Origin of the sequence: Corynebacterium sp. MSK122, from assembly GCF_030229435.2 — a bacterium.
Classification (GTDB): Bacteria; Actinomycetota; Actinomycetes; order Mycobacteriales; family Mycobacteriaceae; genus Corynebacterium; species Corynebacterium marquesiae.
The window spans coordinates 58,490-75,932 of the sequence record NZ_JASPHV020000013.1 but is presented as its reverse complement, the minus strand read 5'-3'; the positions used below and the strand labels follow the sequence as shown (position 1 = coordinate 75,932).

Annotated in this window: 19 protein-coding genes; 4 read left to right on the top strand and 15 right to left on the bottom strand. The window is 58.5% G+C overall.

Annotated elements, in window-relative coordinates:
• Nucleotides 1-63: 63 nt before the first annotated feature.
• A complete protein-coding gene (locus QP934_RS07295) occupies nt 64-1,257 on the top strand; it encodes an ATP-binding protein (protein ID WP_284791003.1) in 1,194 nt (397 codons plus the stop codon).
• 446 nt (nt 1,258-1,703) lie between these two features.
• On the opposite strand, the gene QP934_RS07290 is transcribed toward QP934_RS07295, so the two are convergent.
• Together QP934_RS07290 and QP934_RS07285 are read right to left on the bottom strand one after the other, a co-directional pair.
• Nucleotides 1,704-1,850, bottom strand: coding sequence for a hypothetical protein (locus tag QP934_RS07290; protein WP_340418951.1), 147 nt, complete (start codon nt 1,848-1,850; stop codon nt 1,704-1,706).
• A 25-nt stretch (nt 1,851-1,875) separates the two neighbouring features.
• The gene (locus tag QP934_RS07285; protein ID WP_340418950.1) at nt 1,876-2,127 is read right to left on the bottom strand and encodes a hypothetical protein; all 252 of its coding nucleotides are present in this window, start codon (nt 2,125-2,127) and stop codon (nt 1,876-1,878) included.
• 447 nt (nt 2,128-2,574) lie between these two features.
• Between QP934_RS07285 and QP934_RS07280 the strand changes: the two genes are divergently transcribed.
• On the top strand, nt 2,575-3,066 hold the full coding sequence (locus QP934_RS07280; protein ID WP_419127189.1) for a YbjN domain-containing protein: 492 nt from the start codon (nt 2,575-2,577) through the stop codon (nt 3,064-3,066).
• Nucleotides 3,059-3,571: a YbjN domain-containing protein gene (locus tag QP934_RS07275; protein ID WP_049378232.1), complete on the top strand. Its 513-nt coding sequence runs from the start codon at nt 3,059-3,061 to the stop codon at nt 3,569-3,571. The genes QP934_RS07280 and QP934_RS07275 overlap by 8 nt, the downstream gene beginning before the upstream one ends.
• A gap of 86 nt (nt 3,572-3,657) precedes the next feature.
• Here QP934_RS07275 and QP934_RS07270 read toward each other — a convergent pair whose 3' ends face one another.
• From QP934_RS07270 to efp, 3 genes are all read right to left on the bottom strand, one after another.
• Nucleotides 3,658-4,512, bottom strand: a complete 855-nt coding sequence (locus tag QP934_RS07270) for a PPK2 family polyphosphate kinase (protein WP_340418948.1) — start codon at nt 4,510-4,512, stop codon at nt 3,658-3,660.
• Between the two features lie 111 nt (nt 4,513-4,623).
• Complete coding sequence (nusB, locus tag QP934_RS07265; RefSeq protein WP_419127188.1) at nt 4,624-5,253, bottom strand: transcription antitermination factor NusB; 630 nt, start codon at nt 5,251-5,253, stop codon at nt 4,624-4,626.
• 11 nt (nt 5,254-5,264) lie between these two features.
• The gene (gene efp, locus QP934_RS07260) at nt 5,265-5,828 is read right to left on the bottom strand and encodes an elongation factor P (RefSeq protein ID WP_023021466.1); all 564 of its coding nucleotides are present in this window, start codon (nt 5,826-5,828) and stop codon (nt 5,265-5,267) included.
• 253 nt (nt 5,829-6,081) lie between these two features.
• Here efp and QP934_RS07255 point away from each other — a divergent pair, with 253 nt between their 5' ends.
• A complete protein-coding gene (locus QP934_RS07255) occupies nt 6,082-6,978 on the top strand; it encodes a GDSL-type esterase/lipase family protein (RefSeq protein ID WP_419127187.1) in 897 nt (298 codons plus the stop codon).
• Here the strand turns inward: QP934_RS07255 and QP934_RS07250 are convergent.
• From QP934_RS07250 to alaS, 10 genes are all read right to left on the bottom strand, one after another.
• A complete protein-coding gene (locus QP934_RS07250) occupies nt 6,975-8,081 on the bottom strand; it encodes a M24 family metallopeptidase (protein WP_419127186.1) in 1,107 nt (368 codons plus the stop codon). The genes QP934_RS07255 and QP934_RS07250 overlap by 4 nt on opposite strands.
• Before the next feature lie 118 nt (nt 8,082-8,199).
• Nucleotides 8,200-8,628: a type II 3-dehydroquinate dehydratase gene (gene aroQ, locus QP934_RS07245; RefSeq protein ID WP_239235256.1), complete on the bottom strand. Its 429-nt coding sequence runs from the start codon at nt 8,626-8,628 to the stop codon at nt 8,200-8,202.
• Nucleotides 8,629-8,630: 2 nt separating this feature from the next.
• Complete coding sequence (gene aroB, locus QP934_RS07240; protein ID WP_419127185.1) at nt 8,631-9,701, bottom strand: 3-dehydroquinate synthase; 1,071 nt, start codon at nt 9,699-9,701, stop codon at nt 8,631-8,633.
• Between the two features lie 65 nt (nt 9,702-9,766).
• The gene (locus tag QP934_RS07235; RefSeq protein ID WP_340418942.1) at nt 9,767-10,303 is read right to left on the bottom strand and encodes a shikimate kinase; all 537 of its coding nucleotides are present in this window, start codon (nt 10,301-10,303) and stop codon (nt 9,767-9,769) included.
• 3 nt (nt 10,304-10,306) lie between these two features.
• Nucleotides 10,307-11,518 carry a chorismate synthase gene (gene aroC, locus QP934_RS07230; protein ID WP_419127184.1) on the bottom strand — a complete coding sequence of 404 codons (1,212 nt, stop codon included), beginning with the start codon at nt 11,516-11,518 and terminating at the stop codon, nt 10,307-10,309.
• 68 nt (nt 11,519-11,586) lie between these two features.
• Nucleotides 11,587-11,979 (bottom strand): A24 family peptidase, encoded by a 393-nt coding sequence (locus tag QP934_RS07225; protein ID WP_286688094.1) that lies wholly within the window; start codon nt 11,977-11,979, stop codon nt 11,587-11,589.
• A gap of 112 nt (nt 11,980-12,091) precedes the next feature.
• The gene (locus tag QP934_RS07220; protein ID WP_419127183.1) at nt 12,092-12,919 is read right to left on the bottom strand and encodes a shikimate dehydrogenase; all 828 of its coding nucleotides are present in this window, start codon (nt 12,917-12,919) and stop codon (nt 12,092-12,094) included.
• A 31-nt stretch (nt 12,920-12,950) separates the two neighbouring features.
• Nucleotides 12,951-14,144 (bottom strand): endolytic transglycosylase MltG, encoded by a 1,194-nt coding sequence (gene mltG, locus QP934_RS07215; protein WP_419127191.1) that lies wholly within the window; start codon nt 14,142-14,144, stop codon nt 12,951-12,953.
• A 38-nt stretch (nt 14,145-14,182) separates the two neighbouring features.
• The gene (ruvX, locus tag QP934_RS07210; protein WP_316127191.1) at nt 14,183-14,734 is read right to left on the bottom strand and encodes a Holliday junction resolvase RuvX; all 552 of its coding nucleotides are present in this window, start codon (nt 14,732-14,734) and stop codon (nt 14,183-14,185) included.
• A gap of 10 nt (nt 14,735-14,744) precedes the next feature.
• Nucleotides 14,745-17,429, bottom strand: a complete 2,685-nt coding sequence (alaS, locus tag QP934_RS07205; RefSeq protein WP_419127182.1) for an alanine--tRNA ligase — start codon at nt 17,427-17,429, stop codon at nt 14,745-14,747.
• Nucleotides 17,430-17,443 lie beyond the last annotated feature (14 nt).

Here is a 17,443-nt window from a genome sequence, read left to right as displayed (position 1 = left end):
GTCTCGTGGGCTCGTAGATGTGTATAAGAGACAGTCAAAAGCCTTGTGGCTTATAGTGAGAGCATGAAACCGAAGCACACCAATCCCTTTACAGCCACCCTTGGCGCCACTCCCCCGTTGCTGGTTGGTCGCAGCGATGCCATTGATGATTTCGGTTTTGCACTCGATGAGGGACCCGGCGCCCATGAGAGAATCTCTCTCATCATTGGCCCCCGCGGCATCGGGAAAACCGTCCTGCTCAACGCTTTCGAAGATGAAGCACTCGCGCGCGGCTGGCTCACGCTCAGCGATACTGCAACAACCGGTTTTGTTGAGCGCTTCCGCAGCAGCATTATCCAACGCCTGTCCCAGGACAGGAAGCAACTCAAGGGGCTCAACGTCTCCATCCTCGGCATTGGCGGCGGACTTAATTGGGATACCCGCGCTATCGCGGAATCAACATACTCGCTACGCAATGCGCTTAAGGATCTGCTGGCTTATAAACGCGAACTGGACCGGAAAGCCCGCCAGGAGCCCGGCGGAGTGCTCGTAACTCTGGATGAGATGCACCACCAACGCAGCCAAGAGCTCATAGAGTTCGGGGCCACAATACAGCACCTCATCCGTGAGGGTGAAGACATTTCCGTAGTCATGGCGGGCATCCCATCTTCAATCAGGCCGCTGCTTTCCGGGAAGCTAAACAGCCACGGCGATGCCAATCCAGTCACTTTCCTTCGCCGCGCAAACCGCATTGAGCTAGGTAGAGTCTCCGATTCGGATGTTCGTGAAGCATTGGAAGAGCCTCTCCACAGCGCCGCAACCTCATGGTCACAGGACGCTCTTAAAACCGCAGTCGAGGCATGTCATGGTTACCCATTCATGATTCAACTCGTTGGCCAATGCTCATTTAGGGAAAAAGAACGCATTTCGGATGACGGCTCCGAAATTTCCATTGACTCTGCTCAGCGAGCAGTCGCAACTGCGCAGCGCAAGCTCGGCCAGCTTGTCCACGAGCCGGCACTATCGGACCTCTCGAACGTCGACCGAAGCTTCTTGGTTTACATGGCCCAAAATGATGGCCCCACCAAAATATCGGATATCAAGGCTCGCTTCAATAAAACAGATTCTTATGTGGGCAACTACCGCCGCCGGCTTCTCGACGCCGAAATGATCACCACCACCGGCCACGGCGAAGTCGACTTCGCTTTGCCTTACATGCGCGACTACCTCCGCGAGCATGCAGCAAGCCTCATCGTTGAGGACTTCGATTCTCAGTAGCAGAAACGCCTTACTCCCCCGTGCGCTGCACGCCGTACCTACACCCCACGCCCCGAACCCTAAAATTCGCGCAGAGGCACCATCCGGCCCCAAGTTATACCCCCGGCTCGCTAGCGGGCCGCGATGCCCGCCACCGTTAGAGTCGTCGCAGTGGTGGAGGGACGGGGCGTTGGCCAGCTCCGCCGGGCGATGGGGCGTGTACCGAGCGCGCGCATGAGCGGCTTACACCGAGCAACCGTAGAGAGCTGCTTTTCGACGATATCCTGTGAGGTGATGAAGCTAAGAGGCACCATGAGGAGCTTGTCGCCAAACTGTACCACTAAGCATCACTAAGAAATTGATAGCCGCAGTCATAGAAATATTAGCGATTGGCTCGGACGAGCTCGGTCGCGGCCGGGACTGCGGCCACTGTATGACCCGCTCGATTTCCGCAACGAGGTGGAGTTTTAGAAAGTAGAATCGATGACTATTTCCAAGCCCCACGCAAATGGCACCGGCGATAGTGCTTCCGGGTCGGCGTCGATAAGCAGTGTAGCCACCAAGTCCGAAGGCCCCGCCTGGAGTTGGGTGCTCGCGCTGTTTGGGACAGCCATGGGCGCCGGCATCCTCTTCCTGTCTCTACAGGCGCTCATCTGAAATCGCCAACTTCACCGCAGACAGCTGATAATCCAGCGGGTCCGCCAGCCTCTGCGTGGCCACCTCCAGCTGCTTTTGGTACAGCGGCACCGGCGTGCGGCGCAGCGTCGACTCCAACCACAAGCGAATATGCCGAAAAAGCGAAGACTCACCCGGGGTCACCGCGACATTGGCCGGGTCGAAAACCGCAATGTCATCAAGTGCGGTGAAGAAAGTGGCCGTTGTATCACGCACGTAATCACTCACACCACGCGCACGAATTCGGAAACCATCAGCGGTAAGCGCGACGTTGCTGACCAGCCAGTGCTCGTCACGGCAGGAAATGATCACGCCGGGGCGAGCTGAGAGAAATCGGAGAGACTCATGGACTCCGAGGTAGCAGCGGGAGTGGGCTCCACTGTGGTTTGTCTCGCTCAGATGCTCAAACCTAATGATTGCTAATGCGTTTTTCCGCTGCCCGTCCTCAGCTGGGCAGTCCACTAACACGTATGTGCACCACTGGACTTGCGGAATGGGAAACTGCCGCCCAGCTCAATCGGCCGTCGGCCACGTCGAGTTGTGAGCCGAGTGACGGACAAGACCCGCGACATTCCTGGACAGGCGGAAAGCATCAGTTCAGTTAGGTAAACTAGTAAAGGTTGACCTTTATCCCCGATTAGTACATGGATTGAGACTACTTAAGTGTCTGAAGAACCAACCCTGTATCCCGATACGCCGGTAGAGCCCGTAACTCTCGAGCGCATCGGCGAGATCTTTGAATCCGAGAACCTGGAATACCGCCTTGAAGAGCAGCCAGTAAGCGAGGAAGAGACCGTGCAGATTCTGCGCACTGGTTTCTCCAACGTCGCCATCGCCATGCAGGTGCGTGATGATGTGCTCGTGGCGGATTCCGTTTGGCGCGGCAATGTGCCGTCTTCTGAAGGCCCAAGCCTGCTGATGGTGCTCAACCAGTGGAACCAGCAGCACTTCGCGCCGACCCTGCGCTTCTTCGAGTCTGCCGAGAATAACCTCGCTGTTTCCGGCGTACGCGAGATCAACATTGCCCACGGTTTGTCCCGCAACCAGATCGGCGTCTTCGTGATGTCCACGCTGGATTCTATGCTGCAGTCCTTCGCCTTCGTGGAAGAACACTACCCACAGCTCGTGACTTGGGAGGAGCACAACCATGACTAATGCCTCTACCGAAAACAACCTGCCGGAGATTACCCTTGACCGCGTTGTCGAGGCCATGCGCAGCTTCGATATCGAATTGACCAAGATGGACAGCGATATTGAGGCAGCTACCGCTAACCTCAATGGCCTGCCCACTATGTTCGCGGTCCTTGATTCTGTGGTTATTGTCCGTTGCGATGTGCCTACCGACGCCGCCTATTCCAAGGCCGACGCCGGCCTCTTTCTCGCGGCTAACCAGATCAACTCCGTCGCCTTCGGCGCCCGCGCAGTTATCTCGGAGCACGATGACATGCTCGTGGTGCGCACCGAGCGCGATATCCCTGCCGCTGCCGGCATGACCGATGAGCAGCTGCAGGCAGCCTTGAAATCTGCAGTAGACGGCGTAATCCGTGGACAGGACGCCATGGTCTCTGCTGCGGAAGAAATGGCCAAGCTTGGCTCCGAAACTGCTGGCAAGGCCGGCGCGGAAGGCAATAACTCCGGTGCTGGAGATGCCACGAGTTAACTAACGTCGCCTAAGAAGCAAGCTCCCTTAGCCTTCCATTCCTCATGCGGGATTGGGCGGCGAAAGGGAGCTTTTCTTGTGGACATTCACTCGGCGTCGAGAATGCGCTGGCGTTCTTGCTCAGGATCAAAATCCGGTGCAGGCCAAGAAAGCTCTAGGTGGCGCAACGCGTCCACGATGAGGAATTTCAACGCCATGCGGGCGTATTTCTTATTGTCCGTGGGGAGGACATACCACGGTGCCCAGATTTCATCTGTTCGGCGAATGGCATCTTCATAAGCAGCCATGTACTCGTCCCAATATCCGCGCTCCTCAACATCGGATGGATCGTATTTCCAATATTTGTCCTCGCGTTCGGTGCGCTCCAGGAGGTTTTCTTTTTGGAACTGCGGAGAGATATGCAGAAATATCTTTAAAATCTTAACGTTGCGGCCGGCAAGTTCCTGCTCATAGTCCCGTATGGCTGCAAAACGGCGATCCACTTCGTCTTCGTCTACCCATTTATGTACCCGCTGGATGAGCACATCTTCATAATGGGAGCGGTCGAACGCCACAATCTGGCCCGGCAGGGGGTCATGTTTGCGAATGCGCCACAAAAAGTCGTGCGCCAATTCCTCGTCCGTCGGTTTGCCAAAGCCCACAGTTTTGGTGCCTTGCGGGTCAAAGACCGAAAAGACATTACGGATGGCGCCGCCCTTGCCGGAGGTATCCATCCCTTGCAAAACCACCAGTAAAGACGGCGCGCTACCTTCATGCGCGCGGCCATTAGCAAAAAGACGCTCTTGGAGCTCATAAAGCTCTTCGTCGTAACGTGCAAAGCGAGCAGCAAGGTCGGCCTTAGAGCCACTAAAACCTGGCGTAGCGGCAGGGTCTACATCAGCGAGGCGGAAATTCTTCCCTGCTCTCAGGCCCAGCGCATCATGAATCTTGAATTTGCCCATGCCTCCCATGGTACAAAAATACCGCCCGCCGCCAGCCTGGTGTTTCTACCAAGCCGACCGCAGGCGGAAAATTGGCTCACGATAAAAGGGCGCGAGTACTACTCGACGGTGCTACTCGGCCGAGTCTTCTGCAGATTCAGGATCCTCATCAGACGCGGTTGCGTTGCTCGCAGTCTCTGCCGGTTCGGCTGGTGGAACGGCATCCGTCGTGTCCTTAGCCGCAGCAGCATCGTGTTCCTCTTCCTCTAGGCCCTGGTGCTCTGCAGACATCGGGCTTTCGGCGGAGCGGGACTGCGCCACATCGTCCAATACCGCGTGGATATAAGGTGCTGCCTGCTCATTGGAGTACTGAGAGGCGATTTCTACGCCTTCTACTACAGCGGTGGCGGTAGGAATATCGGGATTGAAGAGTAGCTCCCAAACCGAAACGCGCAGGATAGCACGGTCTACTGCGGGAATACGGTGCAGCTCCCAGTCCTCCGCAAGGAAGCGAGAGATGGTGTCATCGATGGCATCCAGCTCTTCAGCGACGCCCTTGACAATCACCTGCGTGTATTCGGCCACAGGCGCTACCGCATTGCGATCCTCACGTGCCAAGGCGATGCGATCCTCCACGATGGCAACGGGGTCAACGTCCCTGTTTTCTGCTTCGTAGAGGATATCGGCGGCACGACGACGTGCACGGTACCGCGCGGTGTGCCGCTTGTAGTTGATATCGCGCTTAGGGGTGTTATCAGACACAGTCAGATGCCCTAGTTGTTAACGCGGGAGAGGTACTCGCCGGTACGGGTATCAATCTTGAGAACATTGCCGATCTCGATGAACAGCGGAACCTGGATTTCAGCACCGGTTTCCAGGGTGGCGGGCTTGGTACCGCCGGAAGAACGGTCACCCTGCAGGCCAGGTTCGGTGTGCTCTACCTTGAGGTCTACGGAGATAGGCAGTTCTGCAAAGAGTGCCTCATCCTCGTAGAAGGAAACCTGAACGCGCATGTTCTCCAGCAGGAAGCGAGCGGCATCGCCGAACTTCTCCGGCGGGAGCTCGAACTGCTCGAAGGTCTTTTCATCCATAACAACGTAGCTGGTGCCATCGTTGTACAGGTAGGTCATATCGCGGCGGTCCACGGTAGCGGTCTCTACCTTTACGCCAGCATTCCACGTCTTGTCCACGGTCTTACCGGAGACAACATCCTTGAGCTTGGTACGCACGAAGGCTGGGCCCTTGCCCGGCTTCACGTGCTGGAACTCAACGATCTGCATCAGTTTGTTGTCGATCTTCAGAACGAGGCCGTTCTTGAAATCAGTAGTATCAGCCATTGCGGTTAAACTCCCGAAAATTGTGGACTAAAGGTTGAAAACAATGTTTAAGCCTACCGGACAACTGCCCCTTGGGGTATTACCGGTCCCCCGTTTCTGCCCCACAGTATTCTGCGGAGTGACTTTCGGGGCCTTTCGCCTGCCCAAAGCGGATAGACGCGCGGACAATCAATGGTTTTTATCCAGCAATAACTCGCCGTACGATAAGATTTTGCTTTATTAATTTTTCACATATCTACCAAGGATTTTTGCGATGTCTCTCAAGAAGCTTTACGCCGCGGCTACCGCTACTGGCACAGCCGTAGCAGCACTCTCCGCCCCGCAGGCCATGGCGGCAGACGCCCAGACTGTGATGCTCGGCGATTCTGTCTTTGCCAACCCAACCTATGGCCAAATTGGTACTACCTCGAGCCTGTCCCCTTCGGCAAGCACTACGCTCTCTTCTGCCACCCACGGCATCGAAGACGCTCCTGGCGCGCCGTCCCCACAGGGTTGCCCGCAGGGTCAGAGTAATGTTGGCCGCGAATTGGGGCGCGTTTCAGGTCAGCACGTAGCCAACTACGCATGCTCTGCGGCGAAGGCCGCCGGCCACTCGCACCGCAAGGACTTCGATGAGCAGATCAACGGAGCCATTGCCAATAGTGATCTCAACGGTGCCACCAAAAATGTTTTAATTCAGTTCGGCGCCAATGATTTCCAGGAAATCGTCCGCCCATCGCTTTCTTCTTCCAACCCCTACTACGACGGAATGAAGCATTCGATCCAGCGGATTCGCCACGCCGCCCCGAATGCCCGCATCACCGTTGTAGGTTATCCCGCTATCTCCGCCCGCAATGGCGCGGTATGCCCGCTGCGTACCTCCGCACCGGGTTCCTCTGAAGCCGGGTTCAACATGGACTACGCGGGCCTGGTTCGCACCGGTGAGGACCAAGTCAATAGCGCCATGTACAAGGCAGCACGCGCAAACGGCGTGCAGTACTACAACCTACGTGCCGACTCCATTGATCACGGCATGTGCGCGCCGGACAGCTCCCGCTGGATTTCCGGCAAGTGGGAGTACTCCGTACCGCACAACCTCTTTAATCACCTCACGCACCTGGGCAACCGCAACGTCGCCCAGCTGCTTAGCTCCAAGGTGCTGGCTCACTAGGCGGGCAGTTCAGTAAATTCCTTCGTCGCGGCGGTAATGATCTTCGGTGCGCCATCGGTAATGATGAGCGTATCTTCGATGCGCACGCCGCCCTTGCCTGGCACATAGATGCCTGGCTCGATGGTCAGGGTCATGCCGGCGGCGAGTTCGCCCTTACCGGTCTGTGCCGCGAACGGGGCCTCGTGGACGTCTAGGCCCACGCCGTGGCCCGTCGAGTGCACAAAGTAGTCGCCGTAGCCCGCGGCGGAGATGACATCGCGGCAGGCGGCGTCGACGTCGGCAAGCTTAGCGCCCGGTACCGAGGCTGCCACGCCCGCCTTTTGGGCGCGGAGCACCACATCATAGATTTCCTTGGCAAAATCATTCGCCGTGCCCACGACGTAGGTGCGGGTGCAATCGGAGTTGAACCCGCGCAGGTGCGCACCGAAATCGATGGTCACTAGGTCGCCGTCCTCGATGACCCGGTCATCAGCACCATGGTGCGGCATCGCCGAATTCGGGCCAGAAGCCACGATGGTATCGAAGCTCACCCGCTCCGAGCCGAGAATGCGCATCCGGTACTCCAAATCGGCGGCCACCTGGCGCTCGGTGCGGCCGGCACGCAACTCACCAGCGGCGAGTAGTTCCTCCAGCGCCTGATTAGCCAGCGCGGCGATCTCTTCCAGCTTTTCTAGCTCGAGCGAATCCTTGACCAAGCGAATTTTTTCAATGACACCGGCGATGGGAACCAAGGTAACCGACTCTGGGGCGGACTCTTCCAGGTCCTTCAGCTCAGAGACCGAGAGGTAATCGGCTTCAAAACCGACTCGAACTGGCCCCTCGACATCGGCAAACTGCTGCAGGAGTACCTTTCCTACCGCGCGGCCTTGGATAGCCTCCAGATCAGGAACTTCGCGGGCAATCTGCGTGGTATACCGGCCGTCGGTAGCAACCTGCGCGGTAAGGTCCTTGCGCAAAAGTAGCCCGCCATTCGAGCCGGAGAATCCCGAAAGGTAGCGCACGTGCGTGAGGTGGGTAACCAGAACGGCATCGATGCGCTGGCCGGCTAGTTCCGCGGCAAGTTTGCGGCGCCGGTCACTAAAACGGGTATCTGCCAAAGCCATGATTTCATCCTTCTGGGTCGACTGCGGTGTAGAAAGTATCCACCCAGTATATCGACCCTACCCCCGCAGTTGGGCGGATTTCTTTCTAGCCGGCTGCCGTCCAGCCCGTTCGTGGGGCCTATTGGCAGAGGTAGTCCACTGCCGCCACGTAGCCGAAGACACCCAACCCGGCGATCACGCCGCGGGCAATAGGGCTGAGATAGGAGTGATGGCGGAAGGGCTCGCGCGCATGCACATTAGAAATATGCACCTCTACGAACCCGGCGCCATCGGCTACCTCTGCCAGAGCATCCCGCAGGGCCACTGAGGTATGGGTAAATCCGCCGGGATTAATTATTACGGGGTGTCCCGCATCCGCGGCGGCATGCACCTTCTCAATGAGCTCACCCTCATGGTTGGACTGGAAGCACTCTACTTCTGCACCGTGCGCGGCGGCGCGAGAGGAGATCATTTGCTCTACATCCGCCAAGGTGGTGGAGCCGTAGACATCCGGTTGTCGCTTTCCCAAGCGGTTCAAGTTCGGGCCGTTGAGGACAATAATCTTCATTTCTACTCCGAAATCGCGGCGTAGGCCGCTTCTAGCTCTTCCGTACTGGGGCCTTCGAGACGGGTGGTCTCGCCCACCCCGGTCAAGGCTACAAACCGGATATGTCCGTCGCGGTTCTTCTTATCGTGGGTCATTGCCTCATACAGGTCCGCGAACTGCCCTGGCCTATACGTAGTCGGCAGCCCAATGCTGTGCAGGATCCGGCGGTGCTTTTCCACCAGTTCCGCGTCAATGAGGCCGCGCGCATGCGCTAGGTGGGCGATAAACATCATGCCCACCGCCACCGCGTGGCCATGGCGCCATTCATAATGTTCATGGCGCTCCACAGCATGGCCAAAGGTATGGCCGTAGTTCAGCGTTTCACGCAGGCCCGATTCTTTGAGATCCTCGCCCACCACCGCAGCCTTCACCGCAATGGAGCGCTCAATCAATTCTGGAAGATGGCCCTGCGGGTCCACGCATGCGCCGGGGTCACTGTCATAGCGCTCAAGGATCACCGGGTCATGGATGAATCCGGTTTTAATGATTTCTGCTGAACCAGCGACAATTTCCGCCGCGGGCAGGGTTTCGAGGCGCTCGAGATCCACAAACACAGAATCTGGCTCATGAAAGGCGCCAACGAGGTTCTTGCCGGCTGCGGTATTGATGCCGGTTTTGCCGCCGACGGCCGCGTCAACCATGGCCAATAGCGTGGTGGGCACCTGAATGACCTTGATGCCGCGCATCCACCCGGCCGCGGCGAACCCAGCCAAATCGGTGGTAGCGCCACCGCCGAGGCCGATGATGACGTCACGGCGATTAAAGCCCTTCTCCCCCAGCTGATCCCACACGCCGCCGATGACGTTGAGCTGCTTGGCGGCCTCGGCATCGGGGACGTCGATAAGCGTAGGCTCGACCCCTTCAGAGGCAACGAGTTCTGCTAAGCGCTCGGCCGCGGCACGCAGCGGCGGCTGGCAGATAATGCCCGCCTGGACTGCACCAATCTGTGCACAGCGCTGCGCGATGCCTCGGTTGAGATCGGTGCCAATGCGAACTTCATAGGGCTGTGGTCCATTAACGGCAATGCTGGGCATGGTGATCCTTTCCGTTCGCCGCCGAGCCAATGGGGCGAGGAACTAGTGTTAGCGCGGCGGGGAATCTACAGGGTATCGAGGAAGCCGAGGATATCGCCCACCACCTGCTGTGGGGTCCGAGCATCGGTGCGTACCCGGTAATCTGCCACCTCCTGGTAATACGGGCGCCGCACCTCCACGAGGTTGCGGTAGTGCTCGAGTGGAGTGTCGGATGCAAGCACCGGCCGATTGCTATCCCCGGATGTACGCCGTGCGCCTTCTTCGGGGGAGATATCCAAAAAGATGACGGTATGGCGCTCCAGCAGCTCACGGGTGGAATCTGTCAACACTGCCCCGCCGCCGAGGCTGACTACTCCACCAGTGCGCAGTGCCGCAGCAACGTGTTCAGCTTCGAGCGCGCGAAAGTCAGGTTCACCTAGCTCGCTAAAAACTTCCCCGCACGGCTTATTCTTAGTCTGTTCAATAAGGTGATCCGAATCCACCAGTTCGCAGCTCAAGGCGTGGGAAAGGCGACGGCCAATGGTGGATTTACCCGCACCTGGCGGGCCAACCAAAACAACGCGTGGACGGGGCAGTCCCGTAACGGCGGTTGGGGTGGTCATAACTTACTCCTGGTCAAAAGCAAGGCGGTCCGAAACGTATTTATCATACGCGGCGATGGCCGCAGAGGTTTCTTCGAGGCTATCGCCACCGAATTTTTCTAGCACGGCCCGCGCAAGAACGAGGGCAACCATTGCTTCTGCAACGACGCCTGCCGCCGGAACCGCGCACACATCTGAGCGCTGGTGGATGGCAGTAGCTTCAGCGCCGGACTCCATATCAATAGTGCGCAAGGCACGCGGAACCGTAGAAATCGGCTTCATTGCCGCCCGCACGCGCAGCTGCTGCCCGTTCGTCATGCCGCCTTCGAGTCCCCCTGCACGGTTGCTGAGGCGGGATACGCCTTCTTCGGTTCGCACCATCTCATCGTGGGCAGCGGAACCGCGACGACGGGCCTCGGCAAAACCATCGCCAATTTCCACTCCCTTGATCGCCTGAATGCCCATCAAGGCGCTGGCCAATTGTGCGTCCAAGCGGTCATCGCCGGAAATGTGCGAGCCTAGCCCGATAGGCAGGCCATCGACCACAACTTCAACGATGCCGCCCAAGGTATCGCCCTGCTTCTTTGCGGCCTCAATTTCCGCAATCATGGAGGCTTCAGCCGCCTTATCGCAGGCGCGGACCGGCGAATCATCGATAGCCTCGATGTCCGCGAACGCTGGTGCAGGCCCCTGATAAGGCTCGGAAGCACCAATAGATATCACGTGGGAGAGAACCTCGACGCCCAAGGTTTCGCGCAGGAAATTGCGCGCAACGGTAGCTGCGGCCACACGGGCCGCCGTCTCACGCGCAGAGGAGCGCTCCAGGATGGGGCGCGCTTCCCTGTGGCGATACTTCACCATTCCGGCAAAGTCAGCGTGCCCGGGGCGCGGCCTAGTCAAGGCGGCACCGCGGCCGGAGTTCATCGCTTTAATAGTGTCCTCATCGTCCATATCCAGAGGATCGGCCGCCATGATGGTTGTCCACTTGGGCCACTCCGTATTGCCAATCATGATGGCGATGGGACTACCCAAGGTGAGCCCATGGCGGACTCCACCCAGCACGGTGACCTCATCAGCCTCAAACTTCATACGGGCACCGCGGCCATAACCTAGGCGGCGCCGGGAAAGCTGATGGGAAATATCGGCGCGGGTAATGGGGACCCCAGCGGGCATGTGCTCCAACATCGAAATAAGAGCTTGGCCGTGGGATTCACCTGCAGTAGTCCAACGAAGCATGCGGGTATTATCGCACGGCCTGGCCAATCCAGTACCAACTTGGCCCCGCAATAAATTCTTCTACCCCCTCAAAGAGGGTGCGCACATGCGATAACGACCGTTGCCGCTAGCAACATTGCAGGACCATGCGGGCTCTCCTTCTGCCCACTGCACGCCGACCACATAAGCGTCAGAAGGGACGCGCTGCCGCTTGCTGCTACCACACCCATAAACCCAGCCACATGCCCCACCAGCATTCCCAGGGGCCAGGCGAGTTTGATGTCGCCTCCACCCACGCCTGCATGGGCCAGCCCCAGCACGAGGTAGATCCCCGGCCACCACAGCCCACTCCAATTGGCCACGACAAGCGACAGCACCGCAGCTGGAAGCGTCAGCCAATCTGGCAATCGGCGCTGCCGAACATCCCACCAGCACAGGGCTGCTGCCCACAAACAATAAATAATTCCCCCGACTATTAGCACGGGAATCACACTAAGGCACGCTGTGAGCAAACGCTGAGCGCCTTTGTCTACATGGTGAATTCTGCAGCTTCTACTGCACGAGGGTTGCAGGCCGCGCTTGCCGACGCCCCTCCTACTTAGCCGTCTGCGACCGCTTCTGCAGCTCCTGGTTCAATGCCTTCAGCATCTCTTCCCGCGGGGCCGCCACCCCGGTAAATTGCTCGAACTGGCTAAATGCTTGGTGCGCGAGCATGACATGCCCGCCGACGGTCTTGTACCCATTGGCCGCCGCCCACATGGTCAGCGGCGTGGGCCAAGGATCATAAATGACGTCCAGCACCGGTGCGTGGGCAATGGCAAAGACATAGTCTTCCACCGCCGCGGCTGGAACCGTGGACACAATGACATCGACAGTGCGGGCCAGCGCGGATAAGTCCCCGTCGAAACTGACAAAGGAAAGTTCCAGCCCTAAGTTCTGGGCAAGCGGCAAAAGTTCGGAGCTGCGGTCGGAACGGTTGAGGACCGTAACCTTTTTCACCCCGCGCTCAGCTAGCGCCCACAACGCGGGACGAGCGGTGCCCCCAGCGCCAATAAGCAGCGCATGAGCTGTTGGATTATCCCCCAGAAGTTCGCCGAGTGCACCGCGTACGCCCTCGGTATCGGTATTATCTGCAAACCAACCGTCGGCCCTGCGCACCAAGGTATTTGCCGAGCCAATCAGTTGGGCACGGTCACTTACATTGTCCGCGAAGCGGAGGGCGGCAAACTTGGCAGGCATGGTCACGGAGAAACCAACAAACTCTGAGTCGCTTGCCGCCACTAATTCCGGAAGCCCCTCCGCCGATGTTTCAAAGAGGGTGTAGTCCCAACCGGCCAGCCCGGCGGCCTCATAGCCAGCATTGTGAAGCACCGGAGACAAGGAGTGCTCGATGGGGCTACCAAGGACAGCCGCACGTGGCATGGTGTTCTACCTCTTTGTGGTCGTCGTGGCTCTACTGGGCGGGCTGCTCGGCAGCGGCGTCGCCGTTGCCGGAACCAGCGCCCTCGCCTTCCCGCTTGGAGTCAAGCACGCCGGAGCGGATGGCGTCATCGACGCGGCCCAAGTGCTCATCGTAAGTATCGGAGAATACGGTGGTGCCCTCCTGGTCCACGGTGACGAAGAACTTCCAGTTGCCCTCAGCCGGCTCTTCCATAGCCTTGATTGCATCGTCCGAAGGAGAAGCAATCGGGGTATCCGGCAGGCCCTCTTTCGCGTAGGTATTCCACGGGGTCTTCTCCCCACGGGCCTCATCGGTGGTGGCCAGCTCAACGTCTTCCAAGCCGTAGTTCACGGTGGAGTCAAACTCCAGGCGCATTGGCTCATCCAAGCGGTTTAGGATAACGCGGGCAACCTTGTCGAACTCGCCCGCTGGCGCCTCGCGCTCCACCAAGGAAGCGGAGGTGAGCAGCTCATAAGGGCTCAAGCCGATAGCCTGGGCGCGTTCTTCAATATTGGTTTCGTTGTAACGCTTGGTGGAGCGGGTGATGAGATCCTTGAGGATATCCTTCGCCTCCATATTGGGGTCCAAGACGTACTGGCCTGGCGCGATAAGGCCCTCAATGCGCTTGGGGTCATTGCCGCGCTTATTAATAGCGTCCAAAGCCCACTCCGGTGCACCCAGCTCGGCTGGGTCGGTTTCGGCGGCAACCTTTTCCAAGTCCTCCTTCTTCAGGCAGTTGCCATCGTTGCAGCTGACCTCAGAAATCAGGGAGTAAATACCGTAGCGGACGTCTCCGCCCACAACCTTGACGTCCTCCAAGGTGGCACCACCTTGCACGTCGAGCATGTCCACGCGGTTATTCTCATCCAGCAATGCCTCGACCGCTGCGTCTGCGCTCATTTCTTCCTGCAGACGGTAGAAACCCGGCTGGATTTGGCTCGCACTGTGGTTCATCGACGCAGCAGAATCGAAGGCGTCTTTCGTCTTCACCACATTCTTTTCTACCAATGCAGGTCCGAGCTCGGACATGGACGAGCCTTCCGGCACCTCCACCAGCTGGGTGGTACCGTTGCCGGTTCCTTCATAGTCGGCAGAGGTATTACCGAGGCGGAATCCGATGTAGATAAGGGCGCCAAGGATAACGATGATGGACGCAATGACAACGGCAATGCCGCGCTGGCGGCGCTTGACGTATTTCGGTTCCATCGATCGGCCGAGGCGTTCTTGGTTACGGCTCACGTGTTTTAGTCTCCTGAGTCTGAAGGCTGGTCTATTGCAGCATGGGAGCGTAGCGCGCTCGCGCGCCCATCTAACCAAGTCTGCAATATCTCCACCGCTGCTGCTTGGTCGATGACTTTACGGCCCTTCTTCTCGGACACGCCGGACGCGCGCAGCGCGGTGGTTGCTGCCACGGTAGTCAGACGCTCATCAGCCAAACGTACTGGTGGTGGAACTTTATCTATATTTGCATCTCGATTCAACCGACGGCGGATGCGAAACGCAATTTCTTTAGCATGTTTTACGCTTTTGGACCCATTTCCCTGCAAGTCCCGTGGCAACCCTACGATGACCTCAACTGCATCGTAGGAATCAATGAGTTCCAAGATGCGGTCAATATCGCCCTTATCGCGATCCTTGAACCCGGTTTCCCGGTGCACGGTCTCCACTGGAGTGGCAAGCGTGGCTTCCCTATTGGAGACTGCCACGCCAATACGCACCGTACCGACATCGAGTGCGATCCGGCGGCCCTGCCCCGGGTCATCAACTCCGGGGGTATCTGGTTCCACTTTTGCCACGGTCGAACTCCTATAGGGACTCGAGCATGTCCTTGACGGCTGCAAAGCCGCGCTCAGCACCGGCTGCAGTAGAACCAGAGCCCTGAGCCATATCCGGCTTACCGCCGCCACGACCGTCGACGTACTGGCCAAACTGCTTCACAATGTCCCCGGACTTCACGCCGCGTCCAACGGCCTTGTCCGTAGCCGCCGCGATGAACGGGAACTTGCCCTTATCCTCGGCGCCCAAGACGATAACGGCTTCTTCCTCGCGCAGGCGGTTGCGCAGGTCCGTAGCAACGGTGCGTAGGTCCCCGCCGGTGGTGCCTTCTGGCAAGGTCAGCGCAATGACCTTGAATCCATTGATGTCCTTGGCTGCGCTGACGAACTCGGTGGCACGCGCAGCCAGCTGTTGCTTGCGCAGGGTTTCAATTTCCTTCTCCGCTGCCTTGAGCTTTTCAGACAGCTGCGCGATGCGATCCGGCAAATCCTCGGTCTGCACCTTGAGCTCGCGGGACACGCCTTCTACCAAGGCAGTTTCCTTGGAGTAGTAACGGAAGGCATCCAAACCGGAGTAGGCCTCGATGCGGCGAGCACCAGAGCCAACGGAGGACTCACCCAGCACGGATACCGGTCCGATTTCAGCGGAGGAACCAACGTGGGTACCGCCGCAGAGCTCGATGGAGAACGGACCGCCGATTTCTACTACCCGGACTTCCTTGCCGTAGTTCTCACCGAATAGTGCCATAGCTCCCATGGCCTTGGCCTCCTCCAGGGAGGTCTCAATGGTGTTGACCGCAAAGTTGGAGTCGATTGCCTGGTTGGTAATCAAAGCGATCTCCTCCAGCTGTGCCTGGCTGAGCTGCTCGGTGTAGTTGAAGTCAAACCGCAGGTAACCCGGGCGGTTCATGGAGCCGGCCTGGACAGCGGTGGGGCCAAGCACCTGACGCAGTGCGGCGTGAATGAGGTGCGTAGCAGAGTGGGCCTGGGTAGCACCGTGGCGCCACTGCTCGTCGACAGCCGCTTCAACGGACATCCCCAAGTCAAGGCCGCCAGCGGTAACCGTGGCCTTGTGTACCCACAGCTTCTTGCCAATCTTTTGAACGTCGTTGACCTCCAGCAAAGACTCACCGGCCATAATGCGGCCGCGGTCTGCCATCTGGCCGCCCGCTTCGGCGTACAGCGGGGTGTGGTCCAAGATGACCTCAACCTGTTCGCCCTCGTGCACCTGGTCGACCTTTTCGCCGCCGCGGACGAGGCCGATCACGCGGGCGTCGGAAGTAAGCTCCTCAAAGCCGGTGAAGACGGTGGGGTTATTGTCTACCCAGTCGCGGTAGAGAGAAAGGTCAGTATGGCCGTGCTTCTTGGCCTGGTTATCGGCCTTGGCGCGGCGGCGCTGCTCACCCATGGCGTCGTTAAAGCCATCCATGTCGACCTCAAGGCCGGCTTCCTGGGCCATCTCCAAGGTCAAGTCGATGGGGAAACCGTAGGTATCGTGCAGCTCAAAGGCCTTCTCACCCGGTAGCACCTTTGCGGTCTTCGCGCGGGAAGTGGACTTGAGTTCCTGGACGGCATCGTCGAAGAGGCGGGTGCCGGACTCGAGGGTCTTCAGGAAAGCCTTTTCCTCATTCACGGCAACGCGCAGGATGCGCTCGCGGTTGTCCGCAATCTCCGGGTAAGACGGGGTCATGGTGTCCATGACCGTATTCATGAAGCGCTCCATAGTCGCGCCCTTAGCGCCCAGCAGCTTGGCGGAACGGATAATGCGACGCAGCAGGCGGCGCAGGATGTACCCGCGGCCCTCATTGCCCGGGGTCACGCCATCCAGGATGAGCATCATGCCGGTACGGGAGTGGTCAGCTACCACGCGGAAGCGGATGTTGTCTTCGTGGGAAGCCTTATCGCCATAAGAGGCACCGGTAAGCTCTTCGGCTACGTCAATAACTGGGCGCAGCAGGTCCGTTTCATAGACATTGTCTACGTCCTGCAAAATGCAGGCCACGCGCTCGATGCCCAGGCCGGTATCGATGTTCTTCTTGGGCAGCTCGCCGACGATCTCAAAGTTGCCCTTGCCAATGCCCTCGCCGCGCTCATTTTGCATGAAGACCAGGTTCCAGATCTCCATGTAACGGTTGTCATCGGCAATCGGGCCGCCGTCCTTGCCGTACTCCGGACCGCGGTCATAATAAATCTCGGAGCAGGGGCCACAGGGCCCAGGGATACCCATGGACCAGTAGTTGTCCTCCATGCCGAGGCGCTGAATGCGCTCTTCTGGAACACCGATCTTGTCGCGCCAAATTTCGGCGGCTTCATCATCATCCAGGTAAACCGTGACCCACAAGCGCTCTGGGTCTAGGCCAAAGCCGCCCTCATCAACGGAGCCGGTAAGCAAGGTCCACGCATTGGTGATGGCGCCTTCCTTGAAGTACTGGCCAAAGGAGAAGTTGCCGGCCATCTGGAAGAAGGTGTTGTGGCGGGTGGTAATACCCACCTCATCAATGTCTAAGGTACGTACGCACTTTTGGATGGAAGTGGCAAGGCCCTTGGCAAAGGGCGGGTTCTGCTGGCCCAAGAAATAGGGCTTAAACGGAACCATGCCGGCATTAACGAAAAGCAGGTTAGGGTCATCCAGGATCAGCGAGGCGCTTGGTACTGCCTCGTGACCAGAATTGACGAAGTGCTGGGTAAACCGTTCCCGGATCTCATGAGTCTTCACGAGCAACAATCCTA

Coding starts and splice junctions, on each gene's coding strand:
- QP934_RS07295 (WP_284791003.1), top strand. CDS start 64: ATGAAACCGAAGCACACCAATCCCTTTACAGCCACCCTTGGCGCCACT.
- QP934_RS07290 (WP_340418951.1), bottom strand. CDS start 1,850: ATGGCTGTCCCAAACAGCGCGAGCACCCAACTCCAGGCGGGGCCTTCG.
- QP934_RS07275 (WP_049378232.1), top strand. CDS start 3,059: ATGACTAATGCCTCTACCGAAAACAACCTGCCGGAGATTACCCTTGAC.
- QP934_RS07270 (WP_340418948.1), bottom strand. CDS start 4,512: ATGGGCAAATTCAAGATTCATGATGCGCTGGGCCTGAGAGCAGGGAAG.
- efp (WP_023021466.1), bottom strand. CDS start 5,828: ATGGCTGATACTACTGATTTCAAGAACGGCCTCGTTCTGAAGATCGAC.
- QP934_RS07255 (WP_419127187.1), top strand. CDS start 6,082: ATGTCTCTCAAGAAGCTTTACGCCGCGGCTACCGCTACTGGCACAGCC.
- QP934_RS07250 (WP_419127186.1), bottom strand. CDS start 8,081: ATGGCTTTGGCAGATACCCGTTTTAGTGACCGGCGCCGCAAACTTGCC.
- aroQ (WP_239235256.1), bottom strand. CDS start 8,628: ATGAAGATTATTGTCCTCAACGGCCCGAACTTGAACCGCTTGGGAAAG.
- aroB (WP_419127185.1), bottom strand. CDS start 9,701: ATGCCCAGCATTGCCGTTAATGGACCACAGCCCTATGAAGTTCGCATT.
- QP934_RS07235 (WP_340418942.1), bottom strand. CDS start 10,303: ATGACCACCCCAACCGCCGTTACGGGACTGCCCCGTCCACGCGTTGTT.
- aroC (WP_419127184.1), bottom strand. CDS start 11,518: ATGCTTCGTTGGACTACTGCAGGTGAATCCCACGGCCAAGCTCTTATT.
- QP934_RS07220 (WP_419127183.1), bottom strand. CDS start 12,919: ATGCCACGTGCGGCTGTCCTTGGTAGCCCCATCGAGCACTCCTTGTCT.
- mltG (WP_419127191.1), bottom strand. CDS start 14,144: ATGGAACCGAAATACGTCAAGCGCCGCCAGCGCGGCATTGCCGTTGTC.